Source organism: Dyella sp. SYSU CM1112 (assembly GCF_058216415.1).
The window spans coordinates 178,665-202,726 of sequence record NZ_JBZEGI010000008.1 but is presented as its reverse complement, the minus strand read 5'-3'; the positions used below and the strand labels follow the sequence as shown (position 1 = coordinate 202,726).

The following is a 24,062-nucleotide window of genomic DNA, read 5'->3' as shown; positions in this document are numbered from 1 at the left end:
GCCACGGCTCAGGAGTACGCATGTCCCACGAAATCCTCAAGGCGCTCGGCCTCACCGGCGAGCAGTCGGGCACTTATCTCGGCCAGGGTGAATGGTCCAAGACCACCCAGGCCGGCACGTTGCAGCCAATGAATCCAGCGACCAACGAGGTGATCGGCACGGTGTATGCCTCCAGCGCGGAGGACTACGACATCATCGTCAAGCGCGCCCAGGAAGCCTTCAAAGTATGGCGCACCACGCCTGCCCCGCGTCGCGGTGAAGCAGTGCGCCTATGCGGCGAAGCCTTGCGCAAGCACAAGGATGCATTGGGTTCGCTGGTCGCGCTGGAAATGGGCAAGATCAAGCCGGAAGGTGACGGCGAAGTGCAGGAGATGATCGACATCGCCGATTTCGCCGTGGGCCAGAGCCGCATGCTCTATGGCTCCACCATGCATTCGGAGCGTCCCGGCCATCGCATGTACGAGCAGTATCACCCGCTGGGTTTGGTCGGCATCATCAGCGCGTTCAATTTTCCCGTGGCGGTGTGGGCGTGGAATGCCATGCTCGCTGCCATCTGCGGCGATATCTGTATCTGGAAACCGTCGCCCAAGACGCCGCTCTCGGCGATTGCCACGATGAAGATCTGCAATGAAGCGCTGAAGGCCGGCGGCTTCCCGGACCTTTTCTTCCTGTTCAACGATGCCGGCACCGAACTGTCGCAGGCCTTTGTCGACGACAAGCGCATTCCGCTGATCAGCTTCACGGGCTCCACCAAAGTCGGTCGTCTGGTCGGCGAACGCGTCGCCAAGCGCATGGGACGCTCGCTGCTGGAATTGGGCGGCAACAACGCCATCATCGTGGACGAAAGTGCCGACCTGAAGCTGGCCATTCCGGCTATCGTTTTCGGTGCGGTCGGCACAGCCGGTCAACGCTGCACCACCACGCGCCGCCTGTTCGTGCATGAGTTGATCATCGGTGACGTGACCGACAAACTGGTCGCTGCATACAAACAGGTCGAAGGCAAGATCGGCGATCCGACGCTCGCCACCACCCTGATGGGGCCGCTCAACAGCAAGGAGGCGGTTAGCGCTTACGTTGCCGCGATCGAAAAAGCCAAGGCAAACGGCGGCACGGTGCGTACCGGCGGTGCTGCACTGAGCGATCGCAAAGGCAACTTCGTGCTGCCGACCATCATCACCGGATTGAAGAACAGCGATGACGTCGTGCAGACCGAAACGTTTGCACCGATTCTCTACATCATGCCGTTCAAGAGTATCGACGAAGCCATCGAGTTGCAGAACAGCGTCCCGCAAGGCCTGTCCTCGTCCATATTCACGCAGAATCTGAGAGCCGCCGAGCAATACCTGTCGGCTGCCGGTTCGGATTGCGGCATCGCCAACGTCAACATCGGCACCTCGGGCGCCGAGATCGGCGGTGCGTTTGGTGGCGAGAAGGAAACCGGCGGCGGTCGCGAATCCGGTTCGGATGCATGGAAGGTCTACATGCGCCGTCAGACCAATACCATCAATTACTCGGACGCGTTGCCGCTGGCGCAAGGCATCAAGTTCGATCTGTAATGCATGCATGACCTGGCCATCGCTCTCTCTTAAAGAGGGCGATGGTCCGCGACGAACGAACCCAGTTTGAAGGACAACGGTATGCCCTCTGCAACGTCTCCCCCCTTCGACTTTCACGGTTATCGCGTGGTGATCGCAGGCGGGAGCAGAGGCATCGGCCGTAGCATGGTCCTCGCGTTCGCTTCCTCGGGCGCTGCCGTATCTCTCTGCGCTCGCGGCAAAGACGCATTGGACGAAACCGCCGATGCCGCCAGGGCCTACGATGTTCCCGTGCACAACCAATCCTGCGACCTGAGCGATGCGGCAGCTATCGAACGCTATATCGCTGAAGCCGCACAAGCCCTGGGCGGTATCGATATTCTTATCAACAACGCCACTGGCTACGGTTTCGGTGACGAAGACGAACCCTGGCTGGCCGGCTTCAACGTGGATTTGATGGCAGCCGTGCGTGCTTCGCGCGCCGCACTGCCTTACCTGTCTGCCTCATCGCATGCCAGCATCCTGCACACCAGCTCCATAGCAGGTTTGCTCCCCAGACCCGGTACGCCGGCTTACGGCGCGATGAAGGCGGCGCTTTGCCATTACACCGCTTCGCAAGCACTCGCGCTTGCGCCACAGCGTATCCGCGTCAACGCCATCGCACCCGGTTCGATCGAGTTCGAAGATGGTTTGTGGGACCGGGTCAAGCAGGACGATCCCACGCGCTACGCCGCAGTGCTGACGAAAATCCCATTCGGCCGTTATGGCAAGCCTGAAGAAGTGGCACACGCGGCATTATTTCTGGCCTCACCCTGGGCTGCCTGGATTACCGGACAAACACTCTGCGTCGACGGCGGCCAGTATCTTTCGGGATAAGCACTCATGAACGATTTGAAATCTACCGAACGTTTCAGCGATCGCGTTGCCGATTACATTCGCTATCGCCCCGACTATCCTGCCGCCCTGCTCGCATGGCTGCGAGATGCGCAAGGCGTAACGCCGGATTGGCGCGTGGCCGACGTGGGAGCCGGCACCGGCATATCCTGCAAGATGTTTCTGGATGCTGGTCACAGCGTGACCGCCGTGGAGCCGAATGCCGCCATGCGCGAAGCTGCCGTCGCGTGGCTGGGCGACAATCCGCGCTTTCAAGCGGTGGATGGGCGTGCCGATGCGACGACGCTGGATGATGACAGTGTCGACCTTGTTTCGGTGGCTCAGGCTTTTCACTGGTTCGATCCGGCTAGCACACATCGCGAATTCCACCGCATCCTGCGTCCCGGTGGTTTGGCTGCTATCTACTGGAATTCGCGCCGTCTCACTGGCACACGCTTTCTGGAAGGCTACGAAGCACTGCTGCAAACCTATGGCACGGACTACACCAGTGTCGCGGAACGCTACGCAGACGAGCCGCGCATGCGCGAATGGTTCGGCGCGGGCTGGCATGGCACGGCGCAATTCGATCATTGCCAGTTGCTCGATTTCGAGGCATTGCGCGGCCGGCTGATGTCATCTTCTTACGCACCCACGCCAGGGCATCCTAAGCATGAGCCCATGATCGAAGCCTTGCGCACATTGTTCGATGCCTGCGAAACAAACGGTCATGTCAGCTTCGACTACGATACCCGCGTGTACGTCGGCGAGGTACTTTGATGTACGCATGGCTTCGTCCGTTGCTATTCACACTCGATGCGGAGACGGCGCATGGGCTGACTCTGTACGGGCTGGACGTCGCCTATCGCAGCGAACTGATGCGCTTTGTAGCGACAGCTCCCGCCGATCTGCCGACGGAAGTGTTTGGCCTGCGCTTTCCCAATCCGGTGGGACTGGCAGCGGGACTGGACAAGAACGCCGCACACTTGGACGCGCTCGGTTCGCTAGGCTTCGGCTTTATCGAAGTCGGCACGGTGACGCCTCGTCCGCAAATCGGGAATGACCGCCCTCGCCTGTTTCGTCTGCCGCGTCATGAAGCCATCATCAATCGCATGGGCTTCAACAACGAGGGCGTGGACGCGCTGGTGCGCAATGTACAGGCATCGAGCTATCGCGGTGTGCTGGGCATCAATATCGGCAAAAACAAAGACACGCCCAACGAAAAGGCCGTCGACGATTATCTGTTCTGCCTGGAGCGCGTGTATGCGCTGGCAAGCTACATCACCGTCAATATCTCCTCGCCCAATACCAAGGGCTTACGCGATCTGCAGGAAGAAGCAACGCTGCGCCGTTTCATCGAAACGCTGCGCGAAGCGCAGGAGCGGCTCGCTTCGCAACATGCAACCCGCAAGCCCATGCTGCTGAAAATCGCGCCCGATCTTTCCGAAACCGAGCTGGACAGTATTGCCGAGGTGCTGCTGGCTGCCGGCGTCGATGGCGTCATCTGCACCAACACCACGATCGATCACACTTCCGTAGCCGACGATCCGCATGGCCAGGAAACCGGCGGTCTTTCCGGCAAACCGCTGCGCAAGCGCGCCACTGAGGTGGTTCGCGGGATGCGCGAGCGTCTGGGTGAGCGCGTACCCATCGTTGGTGTCGGCGGTATTGTCGAAGGCGATGCCGCAGTGGAAAAACTGGAAGCCGGCGCATCCCTGGTACAGATCTATTCGGGACTTATCTATCGCGGCCCGGCCTTGGTCGCCGAATGCGTGAATGAAATTCGTCGCTGTCAGGAACAACGTCATGCCGCCTGAGCGCGTCGCCATGGGCGGCTACACCCTGATCGAAAACGCATCGCTGGTAACACGCAACACCTTGCGCGTCGACGTGCGTGCCAAGCTATTGGCCGAAATCCATGACGCCGCGAAATTGCCGGAGCTACTCGATTTTCCGGCCATCCGCACAAACCCTTTGCTGGTGCTGGGAGAAGGCAGCAATATGCTGCTGACTGGCGATGTCGCAGGTACGGTGCTCGCGATGGAGACGCGTGGCGTGCATGTCGAACAGGACGGCGATGTGGCCCGCGTTGCCGTGGCCGCCGGCGAGCGCTGGGACGACTTCGTGCGCTGGGCACTAGGCCAAGGCTTATCAGGCCTGGAAAACCTCATTCTCATTCCAGGCACCGTCGGCGCGGCGCCGATCCAGAACATCGGCGCCTACGGTACAGAAGTAGCCGAATTCATCGAAAGCGTGGAAGCCTGGGACCGGATCGACCGCCGTGTGGTCACCTTGGAGCGCCACGCCTGCGCATTCGCCTATCGCGATTCCTTGTTCAAGCACGAACCGGATCGCTTTATCGTGACTGCCGTGCGCTTTGCCCTGCCACGTAGCCATACGCTACGGCTCGATTACGCCGGTATCCGCGAAGAACTCGAACGCATGGGCGTGGACAAGCCGGCACCGTTCCATGTGGCCGAAGCTGTCATCCATCTGCGCACCCGAAAGCTGCCTGATCTGGCCGTCATCGGCAATGCAGGAAGCTTTTTCAAAAACCCGATCGTCGATGCCGTGCAAGGCGAAGCCTTGAAACGGGAACATCCGCAGCTCGTGGCATGGCCCGACCATAATGCACGCTGGAAACTGTCGGCCGCATGGTTGATCGAGGCCGCTGGCTTCAAGGGAATGCGCGAAGGGGATGCAGGCATTTCCAACCGCCACGCCTTGGTGCTGGTGAATCACGGCAAGGCAAGCGGCAAGGAATTATGGGCCTTTGCCCAGCACGTCATCGATGGCGTGCAGGCACGTTTCGGCGTGCGCCTGGAACCTGAGCCGATGGTCGTCGGCACACCCTAAAGCCTCCCACAAACGTGTTCACGTCTGCCGATCCCTCCAATGGGGGATCGATGACGGCTTTTACGGAAAGCAAAGAAAAACTTTGCCAAGATGGAACGGTCCCCATCGCCGAGGAGCCGTGTCATGAGCATTCGCAATGTTGCAGACATCCTGGTCGAAACACTCGCGCAAGCCGGAGTGCAACGCATACACGGACTGGTCGGCGACAGCCTCAACGGCATTACGGAATCGCTGCGTCGTCGCCAAGACATGCAATGGATCCATTACCGGCACGAAGAGTCAGCGGCCTTCGGCGCTGGTGCGGAATCGCAGCTCAGCGGTGAACTGGCGGTATGTGCGGGTTCCTGCGGCCCCGGCAACCTCCATCTCATCAACGGGCTTTACGATGCACATCGCTCGCGTACGCCAGTACTCGCGATTGCCGCGCATATTCCTTCCGCTGAAGTCGGCAGCGGCTATTTTCAGGAAACCCATCCGCAGCAACTGTTCAAGGAATGCAGCCATTACTGCGAACTGGTCAACAGCGCCGCCCAAGCCCGCCATGCCGTGGCATCGGCAATCCGCTCAGCGGTGGGACAGCGCGGGGTTGCCGTGCTGGTTATTCCGGGAGACGTGGCGCTGAGCGAAGCCAGCGGCCCCGTGCCGAGCCCTGACGGCCTCATTCCCAAGGCACCGAAAATCATTCCGGCCGATGCGCAACTGGATCAACTCGCAACCTTGCTGGGCAGCGGGCGCAAAGTCACGTTGTTCTGCGGACGCGGATGTGCAGGCGCGCATGATGCCGTAGTGCAGCTTGCCGAAACACTCAAGGCGCCCGTCGTGCACGCGCTTGGCGGCAAGGAACATGTCGAATGGGATAACCCGTATGACGTGGGCATGACCGGCCTGATCGGTTTCAGCTCCGGCTATGAAGCCATGATGAACTGTGACACCTTGCTGCTGCTCGGCACTGATTTTCCTTACCGCCAATTTTTCCCGGAGAGCGCCAAGATCTGCCAGATCGACTTGCGTGCGGAAAACCTGGGACGCCGCTGCCAGCTCGACCTGGGCCTGGTGGGTGATGTCGGCGCGACCCTCGAAGCCTTGCTGCCTCGCCTGAAGGCCTCCACGAACGATGGGCATCTGAAGAGCAGTCTCGATCGTTATCAAAAAGCGCGCGAAGGACTCAACGATCTCGCAACGGGCAAACCCGGCAGCAAATTGATCCATCCGCAGTACGTAGCAAAAGTCGTCAGCGATCTGGCCAGCGAGGATGCCGTCTTTACCTGCGATGTAGGCACACCCACTATCTGGGCCGCACGCTATCTGCAGATGAACGGCAAACGCCGCTTGCTCGGCTCCTTCGTGCACGGCTCGATGGCCAATGCCATGCCACAAGCCATCGGGGCGCAAACAGCCTATCCGCAACGCCAGATCGTCAGCCTCTCCGGCGATGGCGGTTTTTCGATGCTGATGGGCGACTTGCTCACCTTGGTACAACATAAGCTGCCGGTGAAGATCATCGTGTTCAACAACGGCACGCTGGGCTTCGTCGAATTGGAAATGAAGGCATCCGGCTTTCTGCCGACCGGCGTAACCTTGGACAATCCGGACTTCTCCGCGCTGGCGCGCGCGGTGGGTATCTACGGCACGCGCGTGGAAGATCCCGGCGACCTGGAAGACGCCGTGCGCGATGCGTTTGCGCATAACGGCCCTGCGCTGGTCGACGTCGTAACCAATCGGCAAGAACTGTCCATGCCGCCGAAAATCCAGCTGGAGCAGATGAAAGGCTTCAGCTTGTGGGCATTGCGCACGGTGATGAACGGACGCGGTGATGAACTGGTCGAACTCGCGCGCAGCAATCTGCGTCGTTGAGCTGCAGGCCTCGCAGAGACACAGAGGCGATGGTTTCGCCCATCGCCTCATCGCCCCGGTCAAGCAAGGCCGATGCGCCGCATGATGTTTCCGATCACGTCCCGGCATATCTTGATACGCAGCAAGAACGTGGCAGCAAAGTAAACGACCCCGTATACCGACAATACGAACAAGGCCGTCACGATCGGCCCGCTGCCGGACAGAGCCCATTCGACGGCCCAGGCGCTGGCTGCCGCAAGAACGGCCGCCACCCATAACTTGACCATCATCGACGAGGCGACGCCGGTGAACCCAAGCCTCCGGTTCATCCCGCGGCGCAAAAGATGAAATTCGATCCAGCCCGCCACACCCGCCGACGCCGTGAGGCCTACGGTGCCCCATTGCAGTGGAATGCCCAGCAACCTCGGCCCGAGCAGCGCACTCGCCAGTCCCAGCACGACGGTGAAAGCCAACCGTACCAAGGCAAAACGCAACGGCGTGCGTGTATCACGCAAAGCGTAATATGTGGAAGCGTATAGCCGTCCAAAGGTGGACGCCAACAAGCCCACCCCCGAACCGGCGAGAATCGCCCACACGTAGTACGAATCCTTGCGCGTGAAAGCACCCGATTGATAGAGCGCGGCAACGATCACGTTACCCAAGGCAAAAAACGCCATGGCTGACGGCACGATGAAGAAGGCAATGCGTTCCAGGCCGCCGTTCAAGCGTGCGGATAATTTCGATGCGATGTCTGCATCGACGTCATCGCCTGCCATGCGCGAAAGCGTCGGTAATTCGGAGGCGGAAATCGCCATGCCGAACAGGCTGACCGGCAACAGATTGATCGAGGATGCGGTCGTCATGCCGGCAATCGCGCCACTACCCAGCAAGGTGGAAATGGCTTGATCCACAAACGCGCTGATCTGGACCACACCGCGTCCCACTGCAACACCCAGGAAGCTGCCCCCGACCTGCTTCACATGCAGATTGCGCAGATCAAACCGCAGGCGCAAGCCGGGCACCAGCTTCAATACCGGCCCCAACTGCACCAGGAACTGCAGCAGGCAGCCCAATACCGTGCCCCATGCCAAGTAAACGATCAGGCGATTGGCATCCAGGTGCCGGAAGAGCAGCATGGTCAGGATCATCGACAGATTCCAGACCACCGGCGCTGCATATGAGAGAAAAAATTTGTGGTGGCTGTTGAGGATGCCCAGGCACCATGCCGACCACACCAAGATGCCGGTTCCCGGAAAAAGAATCCGTACGATCAGGATGGTCAGTTCGCGCTTTTCCCCCGTGTAGCCGGGAGCGATCAACCACAGCAGATAGGGCGTAGCCATCACGCCCAGGGCGACGATCACCGAAATGAGCAAGGCCAGGATCGCGGCAATGGCGCCGGCAAGGCGATCCGCGTCGTCTTGCTTATGCTGCGCCAACAGACGCGCATAGACCGGAATGAAGGAAGCCGAAAGCACGCCTTCACCGAACAGATTCTGCAAAAAGTTCGGCACCCGCAACGCCGCGCTGAAAATATCGGCCGCATCCGACAGGCCGAAAAAATGGGAGAACACCCGCTGGCGGGCCAGTCCGAACAGGCGGCTGCAAAGAATGCCTGCACCCACCAGCAGGGCATGTCCACGGCCAGCCTCTTTCGTCATACCCATCCGCCCGGTCGGAAAAACGCTAAGCGTAGCATCCGTCGGCGACTCTTCTCTGAAGCACAGGGCGCCGCGATGGCGCTGCGAGAACGCGCCTGCCCGTGGTGCTCAACGCGGCAACACCTGATCGTCGACGACGATGTAGTGCCGCTCGCCACGCTGCGGATCGAAATAAACGGCCGTGAGTTGCCCGCTGCCGGGATCGACGAAACGCTCGCCGGTATCCTTCCAGCACGGATCCGGTCGCGTCCGCAGCAATGGCTTGTAGCGCCAGCGCTCAATCGCCAGCCCGACCACCAGCAACAAGCCGCCGAATATCAATTGCGGCAGCAGTGCCACGAATACGCCGGTCAGCGCCGCAATGCCAGCGCCGACCAGCAGCAAACCACCCAATACATACAATACGATTGGCAGCACGCACAGCTCCGCTCAAGTCGGGGGATCGAGCACCACGGCAGTGCCATAGGCCACGATTTCGCTCATCGTCTGGCCGATCTCGGCGGAATCGAAACGCATCATCAACACTGCGTTCGCACCCATCAGCTTGGCGTTGGCAACCAGACGATCGAGGGCATGGCGGCGTGCCTCCTCCAGCATCTGCGTGTACTCATGGATTTCGCCGCCGACGAGCGATCGCAAGCCCGCCATCATGTTGCCGCCGATGCCACGGCTGCGTACGACGACACCGAACACCTGTCCCTTCACCTGGACCACCTGATGGCCCGGCACGTTCTCGGTCGTTACTACCAACATACGCGTTGCTCCTTTCCCCAGGAAATCACGATGCCAGCACAATACCCCCTCGCAAGGAATTATCGATAGTGCTGCAGCATGTACACGTTTCTTGCGAGCGTGAGCCGGCACTGTACATGGGCGGCCGCCCTTCGCGCCCGCCTTTCGGCACGTAGTCCACTCTCGGGCACTATGTCACCATCCGGCGGTCTACGCTTGGTCTTTCGAGGAATCCCTATCATGCTGTCAAACCCGTTCAAGACATTGGCATGGAGCGTCATGCTGGGGATGGGACTGGTGAGCGCCAGTCTTCCCGCACGCGCGGAGGCCCCCGCGGCGGCCCACGCCATAGCTGGCGATGGCCAGGTTTTGCATGCCACCCTGGACAACGGCCTGCGCGTCGTGATCGTGCGCGAAACCCTGTCACCGATGGTGACCACGCAAATTACCTATCTCGCCGGTGGCTACGAGACGCCAGAGGACCTTCCCGGCACGGCGCACGCTTTGGAACACATGATGTTCCGCGACAGCCGCGGCATGAGCGGCGATCAGCTCAATGAAATGACCGGCAAGATGGGCGCTGACAACAACGCCTTCACCACCAACGATGCCACGCAGTATTACTTCGTGGCGCCTTCGAATTATCTTGACCTGCTTCTCCACATCGAATCGACGCGCATGGAAGGTGCGCTGCTGACCCAGAAGGACTGGGACCGTGAACGTGGCGCGATCGAACAAGAGGTGTCGCGCGATATCTCCGACCCGGGATACGTTGCTTTCGAAAAAGCCGAACGCGTTCTCTATGCCGGCACCGGCTATGCCGACGATGCGCTGGGGACGCGTCCCTCCTTTGACAAAACCACGGCTGCAGACCTGCAAACGTTCTACAAGAATTGGTACGGGCCCAATAACGCGCTGCTGGTGATTGTCGGCGACGTCGATCCACAACAGACCCTGGCGAAAGTCAAAGATCTGTTCGGTGCGATTCCCAAGCGGACTGTGCCCGAACGCACGCCGGTCAAACTGCAGCCCGTGAAACCCGAAACGATCGCCACGACGACGCCGGAAGGTACGGGATCGGTGCAATTCATGTATCGCATGCCGGGCATGATGTCCAAGGACAATGCCGCTGCGCAGGTGTTGCTGGACGTGCTCAACAATGCACGCAGCTCCCTCTCCGCTCTCGCCGTGGAAGGCAAGGTGCTCAGCGCCGACGCGCAACTGCAGCCGTTCAGTCACGGCGGCGTCGGGGTGATCGAAGTCGGCTTCCCGAAAGGTGGCGACGCCAAGAAGGCGCAGGCCGATCTTGATGGCGTTATCGAAAATATCCTGAAAAATGGCGTCCCGGCTGATCTGGTCGAGGCCTCCAAGCGCTCCGAAATTGCCCAGGCGGAATTCGACAAGAACAGCGCCGTGACCTTGGCCAGTGCCTGGTCGCAAGCCATCGCATGGATGGGCTTGAGCTCGCCGGAGGAGGCCGAGAACCAAATTCGTCAGGTCACTGTCGCCGACGTCAATCGCGTAGCGCGCGAATATCTCAAACCCGATCAACGCGTCACGGTGGTCTTGACGCCTAACGACAACGGTAAGCGCCCTCCGAACAGTGCAGGTTTTGGTGGTTCCGAATCGTTCGCCGGAAACGACAAGCTGGATACGCCTCTGCCCGCCTGGGCTGCGGAGAAACTCAGCAAGTTGGAGATGCCCCACTGGACACTGGATCCCGTGCAGATGACGCTGCCCAATGGCATTCATCTCATCGTGCAGCCGGAGAACATCAGCAAGACGGTCACCGTGCTCGGCCATATCGACAACAACCCCAAACTGCAGGAGCCTGCCGACCAAGAAGGCGTTGCACGCCTGCTCGGCTCGCTGTTCGATTACGGCTCGACCAGTATGGATCGCGATGCGTTCCACAAGGCGCTCGATGATATCTCCGCTACCGAAAGCGGCGGCACCGATTTTGGCGTAGCCACGCTCAGCAGTCAGTTTGATCGCGCCATGCAGCTGCTGGCCGATAACGAACTGCATCCTGCGCTACCGCAGCAGGGTTTTGTCGTGCAACAGGACACGCTGGCGCGCAGTCTCGCCGGTGAAATGCAGTCACCGCAGTACAAAATGATGAAAGCCTTGATGACGGGCTTGCTGCCTGCGGGCGATCCCGATCTGCGGCGCCCGACACCGGCAACGATCAAGGCGCTGACCTTGCAGGACGTCAAAGACTACTTCGCCAAGAGTTATCGCCCCGATCTCACCACCATTGTGGTCGTGGGTCGCGTCACGCCCGACCAAGCCAAGGCCACGGTGGAGCGCTATTTCGGCCAGTGGAAGGCGACGGGTCCGAAGCCTGATGTGATTTCCAAACCGGTGAGCGTCAATCCGGCAGGATACGCAGTGGTCAATAACCCATACTCCTCGCAGGACCAGGTGCTGATGGGCCAGATGCTTGAACTCAACATGCACAACCCGGACCGTTACGCACTGCAACTGGGCAACAACGTGCTGGGCGGCAACGGTTTTGCCTCTCGCCTGATGATGGATATCCGCGTGAAACACGGTTACGCCTACGGGGCGGGTTCCGGCATACGCTTTGATCGCTCACGGTCGATCTTCTTCGTACAGTACGGCAGTGATCCGGACAAAGTCGCCGCGGTGGATGGGTTGGTTCGCCAGAATCTGGTCGACATGCAAACCAAACCCTTGATGCAAGACGAGCTCGACAACGCTCGCCAATATGAAATCCGCTCGATCCCGGTGGCAGTCTCCAGCGTCAACAGCATCGCCCGTTCACTGCTGACATGGGCCTGGCATGGTGAACCGCTGGATCAGCCGATGGTGGCCGCCAAGCATTACCTGACGCTCACGCCGCAACAGGTGCAAGCAGCATTCAAGAAATACTTGCATCCGCAGCACCTGATGCAGGTGGTGCAAGGACCGACGCCAGCGAAACATTGAAGATGAAAAACGGCCCACTGAATGGGCCGTTTTTTTAAGGCGAGTACAGCAACGGTGCAGCGCCTTTAGCTTGCTGCAGCCAGCTTTCGCATCGGCCGCTCCAGATTAGGCAGGAATACCGCCAACACGCCGATCAATGGCAGATAAGCGCAAAGCGAATAGACGTAGTCGATACCCCGTACATCCGCCACGCGTCCCAGCACGGCTGCACCAATACCGCCCATGCCGAAGGCGAAGCCAAAGAACAACCCAGAGATCATGCCTACCCGACCCGGGATCAACTCTTGCGCGTAAACCAGGATCGCCGAAAAAGCCGATGACAGGATCAGGCCGATCAGCACCGACAGCACGCCCGTCCAGAACAGGTCGGCGTGTGGCAACGCGAGCGTGAAAGGCGCCACCCCGAGGATCGATATCCAGATCACCCATTTGCGCCCTACCCTGTCGCCGACGGGTCCGCCGATCAGCGAACCCACCGCTACTGCGAACAGGAACACGAACAAGTACATCTGCGCGCTCTGGACGGAGACGTGGAAGGTATGGATCAAGTAGAAGGTGAAATAGCTGCTGATGCTGGCGAGATAAAAATACTTGGAGAAGATCAGCAAACCCAGGATCAGCAGGCACATGGCTACTTTGCCGCGCCCCAATCCTTCACCCGCCACATGACGCACCGCCTTGCTCCGGCTCACATGGTGAAGGCGATACCAGCGTCCCACCTGCAATAGCACCACCATCGCCAACAAGGCCGCGAGCGAGAACCACGCCACGCTGCCGCGGCCGTGCGGCACGATGATCCAGGCAGCCAGCAACGGTCCCAGTGACGATCCTGTATTGCCGCCCACCTGGAACAACGATTGCGCCAGGCCGTGTTGCCCACCCGATGCCAAACGTGCCACGCGCGACGATTCGGGATGGAACACGGACGACCCCGTACCGACCAATCCAGCCGCCACCAGCAGCACCGGATAATTCGGCGCTACGGCAAGCAGCAGCAAACCGCCGAGAGTAAAGCCCATGCCGATCGGCAGGGAGTAAGGCATCGGTCGACGGTCCGTCACCACGCCCACCAGCGGCTGCAGCAAGGACGCAGTGACCTGATAGGTCAGCGTGATCAATCCGACCTGTCCGAAGCTCAGGTGAAAGCCGCTTTTGAGGATCGGATAGATCGCCAGGATCAACGACTGGATCATGTCGTTGAGCAGGTGCGAAAAACTGATCGCACCCAGGATGGTGTAATCCGTGCGTTGCGCGGAAGCCGCAGGCGCAGTCGATGGCGCAGTCGATGGCAGGGAAACCGATTCGGCGGAATTCTGCATAGTCTCTAGGGGGTCAGGGGAAAAACGCGCGAGATTGTCTCGCTGGGGAGCTCACCTTAAAGTAGCCGTCTGCGGCCTGCATACACTATTGGGTCAAATTCTGTCGAATCCGGGCCAAACGTGAGAAATATCCGCGTCATCACGTACGAAGACACCCCGCGCGACGTTGTGGCGACGGGCAACGACTACCCATCCGGTACGGTGCTGCCCAGCCATACCCATAAGCGAGGCCAATGCTTGTACGCCATCACCGGCGTGCTGACCGTCAATACCACCGAAGGCAGCTGGGTCGTGCCGCCGCGGCGCGCTTTATGGATTCCCGCCGGAGTGGCGCATGTGGTTCGCATGGGTGGCCCGACCAGCACCCGCAGCGCCTATGTGCTTCCAGAAATGGCGGCCAAGGCCGGATTGCCGCAGCACTGCGTCGTCATCGACGTGTCGCCGCTGTTGCATGCCTTGCTCTCCGAGGCGGCAGATCTTCCGGCCGAATACCTGCTCGACAGCCGTGACGATCGACTGATGCGCCTGCTGGTCGACGAAATCGCTGGCATGCCCGTGTTGCCCTTGAATACGCCGCTGCCCAGCGACCCTCGCCTGACCGTGCTTTGCCGCGCATTGTTGCAAACGCCCACGCTAGAGACAGACATCGACACCATGGCCAACAAGGCTGACATGAGCCGACGCAGCTTCACCCGCTTGTTCCGCGAACAGACCGGCATGAGCTTCAGTGCATGGCGCCAACAGGCCTGTCTGCTGGCCGCCGTCGCGCGGCTCGGCCGCGGGCAACCCGTGACCACCGTCGCCATGGAACTCGGCTACAGCAGTACGAGCGCATTTACTGCTGCTTTTCGGCGTACGCTGGGTGCTTCGCCGAGCCAATACCTTACAGCCAGACACCGACAATGAGATCGACGTTTCAAGCGCGCGATGTCATAACTACGTCAAGGCCTTCCCCCAGTATCCCGATAGTGCGCGCCATCATCGGGACGACGGCCACGCACCATTAATCACCGGATGACGTATCGATGAACAAACGTAATGAGCAAGCTGTCGCCACCATCGTCGGCCCCGCCGCCCCTGAAGCAGCGGCAGCTATCGACCTCAACGACAAGGCTCATTACATTCATCGGGAGCTTTCTCAGCTACAGTTCAACAATCGCGTGCTTGAGCAAGCCCTGGACGAACGCACGCCGCTACTGGAACGGCTGAAATTCCTGCTGATCTTTTCCAGCAACATGGATGAATTTTTCGAAATCCGTGCAGCGGGCCTGAAGAGCCAGCTCGCCTTTGGACACGAAATCGTCGGGCCGGATGGCATACCACCCAAGCAGGCGCTGGCTGAGATCAGCGACATTGCCCATCGCCAGATCGCCCGCCAGTACGCCATTCTCAATGAGCGCCTGCTGCCGGAACTGGACCAGCATGGCATCCGCATCGTGCGCCGCGAAAGCTGGACACCCGCGCAAAAACGCTGGATCCAACGCTACTTCCGCCAGGAAGTGGCGCCGATGATGACCCCCATCGGCCTTGATCCCACCCATCCTTTCCCGCTGCTCGTCAACAAGAGCCTCAACTTCATTGTCGAACTGGAAGGCGTGGACGCATTCGGACGCGATTCCGGTCTCGCCATTCTGCCGGCGCCGCGCGTGCTTCCACGCATCATGCGGCTGCCGGCCGAGATCTGCGACGGCGGCGAAAACCACGTGCTGCTGTCGTCGATCATCCATGCACACGCGGAAGAACTGTTCCCCGGCATGGAAGTCCGAGGCTGCTACCAATTCCGCCTGACCCGTAACGCCGACCTCACCATCGATCCGGAAGAAATGGACGATCTTGCCCGTGCCTTGCGCGGCGAGCTGTTTTCGCGCCGCTTCGGCGATGCGGTGCGATTGGAGGTGGCAGACAATTGCCCAAAGAAGTTGACCGATTATCTGCTCAAGCAATTCGAACTTACCGAAGCGGAGCTCTATGAAGTCAACGGGCCGGTGAACCTCACGCGCCTGTTCGGCATCGTCAGCCGCAGTGAGAATCCGCGCCTGCAGTATCCGCCGTTTGTTCCGGCAATTCCCAAGACGCTCAAGAAAGCCGAAGACCTGTTTCAGGTCATCAACAAACAGGACGTGTTGCTGCTGCATCCTTACGAGTCGTTTGCTCCCGTGGTGGATCTCGTGCGCCAGGCGGCCAAGGACCCCGCTGTGCTCACCATCGAACAGACGCTCTACCGCACCGGCGCCAGTTCGGAAATCGTGGATGCTTTGGTCGAAGCCGCACGCGCCGGCAAGGAAGTGATCGCCGTGGTGGAACTGCGCGCGCGCTTCGATGAGGAGTCCAACCTGAGCCTGGCAAGTCGCCTGCAACAAGCCGGCGCAGTGGTGATCTACGGCGTGGTCGACGTGAAGACCCACGCCAAGATGATGCTGATCCAACGGCGCGAGGGTGAAAAGCTGCAGCGTTACGCGCACCTGGGCACAGGCAACTATCACAGCGGCAACGCGCGGCTTTATACCGACTACAGCCTGCTGACTTCCGATGCGGCGCTATGCGAGGACGTACATAAACTCTTCAGCCAGCTCACCGGCATGGGCAAGCTGCTGAAGATGAAAAAACTGCTGCATGCACCCTTCACGCTCAAGAAGTCCCTGCTCGACATGATCGCGCGCGAAACGGCACATGCCGAGGCCGGCAAGCATGCACACATGATCATCAAGATCAATGCACTGACCGACGCCAAGATAATTCGCGCCCTGTACAGAGCCAGCGCCGCCGGCGTCAAGATCGACCTGATCGTACGCGGCATGTGTTGCCTGCGCCCCGGCATTCCAGGCGTTTCGCAAAACATCCGCGTACGCTCCATTGTCGGACGCTTTCTGGAACACAGTCGCGTGTATTGGTTTGCCAACGATGGCGACGAACGCATGTACCTGGCCAGCGCCGATCTGATGGAGCGCAATCTGGATCGCCGGGTGGAAACCGGCTTCCCCATCGAAGACCGCAAACTGCGCCAGCGCATCCGCAAAGAACTGGATCTTTATCTGGCGGACAACACGACGGCCTGGCAAATGCATACCGACGGCAGCTATTCCCGCTTGCGTCCTGCTGACGCGCAATCGCCGCATGACATACAACAGCAGCTTTTGGAAAAATACTGCGGTCTCGGCGTACCGGCCATCCCCTGAGTCGATTTGCTATCCGATCACAGCGCGGACAATCGATCCTGCGAGGGTAGAGTCAGAGACACCTCTGCCCTCTTGAGCAGTGGCTAGGCCTGCACGTGCCGACGTACCCATGCGACATAGCGATCGACGAATTCCTGCAGGAATTTCCGGGTGCCTTCGGCATGGATGTTCCCATCCTCATCAATCAAGCCCTCCGTGAATTTGATAAACACCTCCGGTTGCCCGAGCAAAGGAACATCCAGATAGGCCAGTACGTTGCGCAGATGCTGTTGCGCAAGCGCCGTGCCGGTGGCGCCGACGGAAATACCGATCACAGCACCCGGCTTGCCGGCAAACGCGTTAGTGCCATAAGGGCGCGAAGCAATGTCGATGGCATTCTTGAGCACACCGGGAATCGAGCGGTTGTATTCAGGTGTGACAAACAGCAAGGCATCAACTGCCTTGATCTGGTCCTTCAACTCCCGGCAGACCGCAGGGTAGTCATGGTCGAAATCCTGGTTGTACAACGGCAGATTGTCGATGCGGACGTGCTGGAACGATAGTTCAGCCGGGGCTAGCCGTTCTACCGCATGAGCCAGGCGGCGGTTGAACGACCCCTTGCGCAGACTTCCCACCAACACAGCCACCTTGATGGCACCCATGTCGTCCTCCCGCCTCACCGAGTTGTCGTAACGTGTCACACGCACCGTCATAGAATGCCGTAAAGCATGCAATGCGGCGCCGAAACTTCTTGTGAAATCATCCCTTACGAAAAATCGAGGCTTGGCACAACCCCTGCTTTACGTTCTCGTGAATAAGCAGCCACCTCATCATGACGTCGCGTCATCGACGTGGTGAAGGGTGACAATGGCGACGAAGCGGGAGACCGAAAAGATGCCATACCGGGTCGATGGACGGCTCATATCGGGATGACGCAGCAAGCCTAAGCCGATTGCGTTGCACCGCTTTGGAAACAAGGGGCTCAGGTGACTGGGGGAGTACTCAACACAACGTGGTCCATGCGGCGGTGGCTGGCAGCCGTCCTGCCGATGATATGGCTGCTTTGGTTTTCGCTCCTGCACGCCACTGCTCAGGCACCGTTGCGGGGGGCATGGCGCGAAGCAGCTCACGGTGACACACCTGCGCGCATCATGGATGCCTTCCGTAACGGCGGGCTCAAACACTTCAATCCCTCTCTCTTGCAACGCTTTCCGCGTGATGGGCTGGGAAGCTGGGTGGTTCTGCAACCGGTGCCGCCTGAAGCAGGTGAACAGCGCGTACTGTCGATCTATCCGGCCCCCATGGGTTCGGTCACGCTTTATGATCGAAAGGGTCCGATCCAGACATTGTCGCTCGATGACTTCACCGCGCCGATGCATGGTCATGGCAGACTGGCTTTCCGTCTTGCACCAAGGCATGGGGATGCCGATCCGCTGCTGCTGAAGTTCGAGCCCAGCGGCACCGTTGCCGCGCCGGAGCGGTTCGAGCTGCAAAGCCTGGACGATTTTCTGCAGGAAGATGCCACCTGGCTGGCCTTCGCCACCGCGTGCTTCGCCGTGATGGTCACCATGGCGCTGATGGCGATGTGTTTTGCCATCATGCTGCGCGACATGACCTTCGCCTGGTACACCGGCTACATGCTTTGCTATGTGGTCGTACAAGGCATTCAAACCGGCTTTCTGTTTCATCCGCTCGGATGGAACTGGCTCGCGGGATCAGGGACCCTGGTCGGCGCATCGGCGGTGGCGCTGTCGGTATCGTTCGCAGCGCTGTTCATCAGCCGGTTTTGCGATCTTCCACGTTATGCGCCCGTTCTGCGCGTTCCCATCGTCGGGCTCGGCATCGCCATGCCGCTGATCGTGCTCCTGCGCTGCAGCGGCATGCCCTCCCTGGTGCTCATGGCGCAGACGCTGGTCAATCCCGTGCTGATACTTGGTGCACTATTGCTGCTGTTCACGGCCCTCATCGCCAGTGCAAGGGGCTCGCGCCAGGCGTGGTTTTTCCTGCTCGGCTGGACGCCCTTGCTGGTGCTGACCGCCATGACCAGCGCGCAGACCACCGGCGCATTGCCAAGCCTCGATTGGCTTAACGACGCCAGCATCGCGATGGGCGCCTTCGAGGCAATCGTGCTGTCGCTAGGCCTGGCAGATCGTGCGTTGACGATGCGGCGTGATCGCGATCATGTGCGTGTACTCGCTGATCGCGACGCACTGACCAATCTGCTGAACCGGCGCGCATGGGCGGAAGCCGCCAGCCACGTGCTGGCCAAGGCGGCAACCACGAATCAGCCTATCGCTTTGCTGTTCCTCGATCTTGACCATTTCAAGCTGCTCAACGACCGCCATGGCCATGCCGCCGGCGATCGTGCGCTGATAGCCGTGGCCGATGTCCTCAACGCAGAATTGCGCCCCACCGATTTGCTGGGCCGCTATGGCGGCGAAGAATTCGTTGCCATGCTCCATGATGTGAATCAGGAACAGGCCATGCATGTCGCAACGCGCCTATGCCGGCGCGTACATCGGCTGGAAATCCCAGTCGACGACGTGGACCTGCTGCTGAGCATCAGCATCGGCCTCGCGATGCGCAGTATGGGCGACACGCTCGAAACCATGATCGAGCGCGCCGACCAGGCGATGTATTACGTGAAGTTGCACGGCCGCAATCACGCCCATGCATTCGAGCGCCGCGCGGATATGCATGGAACTCCGCAGAAGCCGCATCCCGTGCGCGGGCCGGAATGCTAGCGTTCTAACAACGATGCAAGGTTGCGCTCATAGCCGACCGCAACCCGACGGCATGGATCACGCATCGCGGGCAGCCAGTTTTTTCGCCGCCATCACCACATCGCCATCGCCCGGCAATACCAGGAAAGCGGCCCCGGCCAGTGGCGTATAGGTATCCGCGCCGACGACGCGTTCCAGCGGCGTACTGCCAAGACCGGCTTCTACGATGGCAGTAATGATGCCCTCGCCTACCCCAGCGCTCTTGCGTCCTTCATCAAGGACAAGAATATGCTTGGCGCTGCGCGCCTGCGCTGCGATATAGGCATCGTTGAGCGGCGCGAGCCAACGCAAATCGACCACGCGCACCTGCCAGCCCAATGCCTTCTCGATCGTACGCGCGGCGCGCAAAGCCATCGGCACGCCATTGCCGAAGGTGAAAATCACCAAGTCACTGGCCTGCTCGTTATAAACGCGTCCCTCACCGAGCAGCATCGCTTCACCGGGCGCCGGATAAGCAAACTGCCACTGTCCATCGCCCGCTTCGTAGAGATCCTTGGCCATGTAAAGCGCAATGGGCTCAAGATAAGCGCAAACGCGGCCATCTACTTTGGCCAGCGCCATCATGGTGCGCAGCATGGTGGCCGCATCGTCGCCACGGCTTGGGCAACCGACCACCAGGCCGGGAATGTCGCGCAAGGCCGCAATGGAATTGTCGTTGTGGAAATGACCGCCGAAACCGCGCTGATAACCCAGCGATGCCACACGCATCACCAGCGGATTGCGGTATTGGTTGTTGGAGAAAAACTGCAGTGACGCCGCTTCGCCGCGAATCTGATCGCAGGCGTTATGGAAATAGGCCAGGTATTGGATCTCCGGCAAAGGCAGCATGCCCATGTTGGCATAGCCCTGCGCCAGCCCCAGAATGACCGTCTCATCGAGCAAGGTGTTGAACACGCGGTTACCTTTGAAGACTTTTTGCAAGCCCTTGGTCACCGTATACACGCCGCCCTTTTGCGCGACGTCTTCGCCAAACAGCAGCGACTCCGGATACTTCGCCATCACATCGTGCAATGCCTGATTGATTTGGATGGCCAGATGACGGGGAGCCTGCTTTTCCGGCAGCTTCTCTTCGCCACCGAATACGGCAATACGCCGATCGGCATAATCGGTACGCTCCGCTTCGGCCTTGACCTTTTCCGGCGTGTACGGAGCAAGCGGCGCCATCACTTCATCCAGACGCTCAAGCCTGGGACGACGATCGGCCTCTTCGGCGGCGGCGAAGCAACGCTGGCGTGTAGCCTCGTTGAGCGCCAACAACGCCTCTTTCGTATAAAGCCCGGATTCCAGTGCAATCGCCGCGGAACGCAGCAGCGGATCGGACGCCTCGACGGCGACCAGTTCTTCGATGCTGCGCCATTCGATTTCGAAATCGGTGCCTGCATGCCCCATGATGCGGGTGGTCTTCAAATGCAGGAAGGTCGGGCGGCGAGTCTCACGGCAGTGGTCCACGGCGCGCTGCACTTGCTCGTATCCGGTCGCCAGATCCAGGCCATCGGCAAAGAAGTAATCCAGATCGCGTCGATGCTGGAAATTGTTCGCCACCCAGCCGGAAGGCGTTTTCACCGAAATGCCGATGCCGTTGTCTTCGCATACGAACAATACTGGCGCGGGTAGCTTCTGATACGCCGTCCATGCCGCGGCATTGAAGGCGGTCTGCGCGGTTGCATGATTGCTGGACGCGTCGCCGAACGAACAAATGGCGATGGAGTCCCCAGGCACCGGCAACGGATGACCGATGCGCCTTGCCTGCTCGATGGCGATTGCCGTGCCCAATGCCTTGGGCAAATGCGATGCGATGGTCGAAGTTTGCGGCAACACCCACAACGGTTTGCTGCCCCATACTTTGTGGCGGCCGCCGGAAGCCGGATCTTCCTTGCTGGCGGCAAACGACAGTGCGGAATCCATCACCGGATCCATGCCCGGCAATTTGCGAAAACGCTCGGCCATGAAACCGCCGGAGCGATAATGCAAGAAAGCCGGATCGGTGTGACGGGCAAGCCGCGCCACCATCGCGTTACCTTCGTGACCGGAACTGCCGATGGTGTAGAACACTTTGTTCTGCACGCGTAGCACGCGTGCCATCAAATCGAGATGCCGCGAGATGAGTTGCGATTCGAGCAAGTCGCGAAAGCCGCGCGCATCCAGCGCACTACCCGGCAGCACGGGCTCATGGTCGTGCGGCGCGGCGCACACCTCGCCTTGCCAGAGCTGCACGAATTCCGTGAAGTTCTGATCGACGATCTCGGCACGATTGAAGCCCTTGTGACGGGCAGCGATAGGAGTGGAGGACATGGTGATGTTCTCAGCAAAGGTGCCGTCATGCGGCACTAAAAGAATTCATGGACAAACACGCCGAAACAATCGTTGGACGAATCCTGGATGTCATAAAGCGCGCAGTCATTCCGGATGCAGCAAATCTGTGGGACGGCCGAAATTTTCCAGCAAGCGGATTGGGGTGATCCATGCGTCACGACATGGCTGTTGCCATAACGGCGCACTTGCCGCCATCGCCTCTTGCAACGCGGGATGGCGCCGCATCGTCATTTCCGGCTCAACCATTGCTGCCGTGTCTGACCCCAGATTTCGACGGTGAGGTCTTGATAGGGAGGCGGCAATTGGCTGTAGCGAATCATTTTGGATCCCAGCCGCCTTGCCAAGGCGATTGACGACGCATTGTCCGAGTTGATGGAGTGAATGACCTCATTCCACTTCAAATGTTCGAACGCCCAATCGATGGCGGCGGCAGCTCCTTCTAGTGCATAACCTTTGCCCCATGCATCGCGCGCAAGGCCCCAGCCCACTTCGGTGCCCGGCCAGCCTTCCGGCTGCCATGGACCTAGTCGCCCGATCCAGCGCCCGGTCGCTTTCTCGATCACCGAAAACATCGAAAAGCCCTGGATCATCCAGGCACCCGCCAGCGAAAGAAAACCACGCCAGGCCACCTCACGCAGCTGTTGGCCGCCAATGAAACGGGAGGCATCGGGATCGGCCATGTTCGCAGCATAGGCATCGAAGTCCTCCCAGATGGGAGGACGCAGGATGAGCCGTTCGGTTTCGATGCGGATATCGTGGATCGGCACGGTCATGTCCCGGAACTCTCATGCATGGCATCTAGCTTGCGTACCGTCATTCCCGCAAAAACGAAAATGACGGTAGGCAAGAAAACGGGGGCAACCCTACGTAAATCAGAATGCGTTGATCCCAGTCAGCTCGCGCCCGACCACGAGCTGGTGCACGGTTTCCGTGCCCTCATAAGTAATGACGGATTCCAGGTTCAACGCGTGGCGAATAGCCGAGTGCTCCACCGTGATACCCGCGCCGCCAAGTATGTCGCGGCATTCGCGCGCGATATCCAGCGCCATGCGCACGTTGTTCCACTTGGCCAGCGATACCTGGGTGGGTTCCATCTTGCCGGCGTCCTTCAAACGACCCAGCTGCAAAGACAATAACTGCGCCGTGGTGATGCGCCGGGCCATATCCGCCAACTTCAGCTGGATGGCCTGGTTGGCGGCGAGTGGACGTCCGAACAGCACGCGCTCCTGCGTGTAGTCGAGCACTTCCTTGAGGCAGGCCTGCGCGGCACCGATCGGTCCCCAGGTGATGCCGTAGCGCGCCTGCGTCAGGCAGCCCAGCGGTCCCTTCAGGCCCTTCACGTTCGGCAAGCGCTGCGCATCCGGCACGCGCACGTTGTCGAAAAACAATGCGGAAGTCACCGATGCGCGCAGACTCATTTTCTTGTGCACTTCCTGCGCAGTGAATCCCTTGGTCTCGGCGGGGACGATAAAGCCCTGGATGCCGTCATCGGTCTGCGCCCACACGATCGCGATATGCGCGAGATTGCCATTGGTGATCCACATCTTGGCGCCGTTGATGATCCAGTCGCCGCCATCCTTTTTGGCATGGGTCTTCATGTTGGCCGGGTCGGAACCACCATGCGGTTCGGTCAGACCAAAGCAACCGATCACTTCGCCTGCCGCCATGCGCGGCAGGTAATGCATCTTCTGCTCTTCATTACCATAGGCGTAGATCGGATACATGCAAAGCGAGCTCTGCACGGAAGCGAAGCTGCGCAAGCCGGAATCGCCACGCTCAAGCTCCTGGCAGATCAGGCCGTAGCTGACGCCGTTCATGCCGGCGCAACCGTATTTTTCGGGAATCGTGGCGCCCAGCAGACCCAGGTTGGCAATTTCGGGAATCAATTCGCTGGGGAAGCGGCCCTGGTCAAAACAATCAGCAATGATGGGCAACACCTTCTCGTCGACGAAACGGCCAACGGTGTCCTGCACCATACGCTCCTCGTCGGTAAGGAGGGCGCGCACGTCATACAGGTCGAGCGGGTTCAATCGGGCTGCCATAAACGTTCCGA

19 protein-coding genes are annotated in these 24,062 nt (G+C 59.9%); 10 read left to right on the top strand and 9 right to left on the bottom strand.

Going from position 1 to position 24,062, the window contains the following annotated elements; all coding sequences use genetic code 11:
* The first annotated feature begins 20 nt into the window (after positions 1-20).
* The 6 genes from amaB to poxB all read left to right on the top strand — a co-directional run bounded on the left by amaB (position 21) and on the right by poxB (position 7,115).
* The gene (gene amaB / locus AC4HNJ_RS13335) at positions 21-1,556 is read left to right on the top strand and encodes an L-piperidine-6-carboxylate dehydrogenase (protein WP_490480072.1); all 1,536 of its coding nucleotides are present in this window, start codon (positions 21-23) and stop codon (positions 1,554-1,556) included.
* Positions 1,557-1,637: 81 nt separating this feature from the next.
* A complete protein-coding gene (locus AC4HNJ_RS13330) occupies positions 1,638-2,411 on the top strand; it encodes an SDR family NAD(P)-dependent oxidoreductase (RefSeq protein WP_490480071.1) in 774 nt (257 codons plus the stop codon).
* Between the two features lie 6 nt (positions 2,412-2,417).
* Entirely contained in the window at positions 2,418-3,185 is a 768-nt protein-coding gene (locus AC4HNJ_RS13325) for a class I SAM-dependent methyltransferase (protein ID WP_490480070.1), read from the top strand.
* The gene (locus AC4HNJ_RS13320; RefSeq protein ID WP_490480069.1) at positions 3,185-4,222 is read left to right on the top strand and encodes a quinone-dependent dihydroorotate dehydrogenase; all 1,038 of its coding nucleotides are present in this window, start codon (positions 3,185-3,187) and stop codon (positions 4,220-4,222) included. Before AC4HNJ_RS13325 ends, AC4HNJ_RS13320 begins: the two co-directional genes overlap by 1 nt.
* Before the next feature lie 10 nt (positions 4,223-4,232).
* Complete coding sequence (murB, locus tag AC4HNJ_RS13315) at positions 4,233-5,261, top strand: UDP-N-acetylmuramate dehydrogenase (RefSeq protein WP_490480096.1); 1,029 nt, start codon at positions 4,233-4,235, stop codon at positions 5,259-5,261.
* 123 nt (positions 5,262-5,384) lie between these two features.
* On the top strand, positions 5,385-7,115 hold the full coding sequence (poxB, locus tag AC4HNJ_RS13310; RefSeq protein ID WP_490480068.1) for a ubiquinone-dependent pyruvate dehydrogenase: 1,731 nt from the start codon (positions 5,385-5,387) through the stop codon (positions 7,113-7,115).
* 59 nt (positions 7,116-7,174) lie between these two features.
* Here poxB and murJ read toward each other — a convergent pair whose 3' ends face one another.
* The 3 genes from murJ to AC4HNJ_RS13295 form a co-directional block, all read right to left on the bottom strand.
* Positions 7,175-8,755: a murein biosynthesis integral membrane protein MurJ gene (murJ, locus tag AC4HNJ_RS13305; protein ID WP_490480067.1), complete on the bottom strand. Its 1,581-nt coding sequence runs from the start codon at positions 8,753-8,755 to the stop codon at positions 7,175-7,177.
* 108 nt (positions 8,756-8,863) lie between these two features.
* Complete coding sequence (locus AC4HNJ_RS13300) at positions 8,864-9,172, bottom strand: hypothetical protein (protein WP_490480066.1); 309 nt, start codon at positions 9,170-9,172, stop codon at positions 8,864-8,866.
* A 12-nt stretch (positions 9,173-9,184) separates the two neighbouring features.
* Positions 9,185-9,508: a YbjQ family protein gene (locus tag AC4HNJ_RS13295; protein ID WP_490480065.1), complete on the bottom strand. Its 324-nt coding sequence runs from the start codon at positions 9,506-9,508 to the stop codon at positions 9,185-9,187.
* Between the two features lie 219 nt (positions 9,509-9,727).
* On the opposite strand from AC4HNJ_RS13295, the gene AC4HNJ_RS13290 reads away from it, so the two are divergent.
* Positions 9,728-12,439, top strand: coding sequence for a M16 family metallopeptidase (locus AC4HNJ_RS13290; RefSeq protein WP_490480064.1), 2,712 nt, complete (start codon positions 9,728-9,730; stop codon positions 12,437-12,439).
* 65 nt (positions 12,440-12,504) lie between these two features.
* On the opposite strand, the gene AC4HNJ_RS13285 is transcribed toward AC4HNJ_RS13290, so the two are convergent.
* Entirely contained in the window at positions 12,505-13,758 is a 1,254-nt protein-coding gene (locus AC4HNJ_RS13285) for an MFS transporter (protein ID WP_490480063.1), read from the bottom strand.
* Positions 13,759-13,878: 120 nt separating this feature from the next.
* Between AC4HNJ_RS13285 and AC4HNJ_RS13280 the strand changes: the two genes are divergently transcribed.
* Positions 13,879-14,664 (top strand): AraC family transcriptional regulator, encoded by a 786-nt coding sequence (locus AC4HNJ_RS13280; RefSeq protein WP_490480062.1) that lies wholly within the window; start codon positions 13,879-13,881, stop codon positions 14,662-14,664.
* A gap of 119 nt (positions 14,665-14,783) precedes the next feature.
* Positions 14,784-16,934 carry a polyphosphate kinase 1 gene (gene ppk1 / locus AC4HNJ_RS13275; protein WP_490480061.1) on the top strand — a complete coding sequence of 717 codons (2,151 nt, stop codon included), beginning with the start codon at positions 14,784-14,786 and terminating at the stop codon, positions 16,932-16,934.
* 83 nt (positions 16,935-17,017) lie between these two features.
* Here the strand turns inward: ppk1 and AC4HNJ_RS13270 are convergent, their stop codons facing one another.
* Positions 17,018-17,575, bottom strand: coding sequence for an NADPH-dependent FMN reductase (locus tag AC4HNJ_RS13270; RefSeq protein WP_490480060.1), 558 nt, complete (start codon positions 17,573-17,575; stop codon positions 17,018-17,020).
* 387 nt (positions 17,576-17,962) lie between these two features.
* Here AC4HNJ_RS13270 and AC4HNJ_RS13265 point away from each other — a divergent pair, with 387 nt between their 5' ends.
* Complete coding sequence (locus tag AC4HNJ_RS13265) at positions 17,963-19,657, top strand: sensor domain-containing diguanylate cyclase (RefSeq protein ID WP_490480059.1); 1,695 nt, start codon at positions 17,963-17,965, stop codon at positions 19,655-19,657.
* Positions 19,658-19,714: 57 nt separating this feature from the next.
* Here AC4HNJ_RS13265 and AC4HNJ_RS13260 read toward each other — a convergent pair whose 3' ends face one another.
* The 4 genes from AC4HNJ_RS13260 to AC4HNJ_RS13245 form a co-directional block, all read right to left on the bottom strand.
* Entirely contained in the window at positions 19,715-21,988 is a 2,274-nt protein-coding gene (locus AC4HNJ_RS13260; protein WP_490480058.1) for a thiamine pyrophosphate-dependent enzyme, read from the bottom strand.
* 105 nt (positions 21,989-22,093) lie between these two features.
* A complete protein-coding gene (locus tag AC4HNJ_RS13255; RefSeq protein WP_490480057.1) occupies positions 22,094-22,234 on the bottom strand; it encodes a hypothetical protein in 141 nt (46 codons plus the stop codon).
* A gap of 2 nt (positions 22,235-22,236) precedes the next feature.
* Positions 22,237-22,776 carry a GNAT family N-acetyltransferase gene (locus tag AC4HNJ_RS13250; RefSeq protein WP_490480095.1) on the bottom strand — a complete coding sequence of 180 codons (540 nt, stop codon included), beginning with the start codon at positions 22,774-22,776 and terminating at the stop codon, positions 22,237-22,239.
* A gap of 105 nt (positions 22,777-22,881) precedes the next feature.
* The gene (locus AC4HNJ_RS13245; protein WP_490480056.1) at positions 22,882-24,051 is read right to left on the bottom strand and encodes an acyl-CoA dehydrogenase family protein; all 1,170 of its coding nucleotides are present in this window, start codon (positions 24,049-24,051) and stop codon (positions 22,882-22,884) included.
* Positions 24,052-24,062 lie beyond the last annotated feature (11 nt).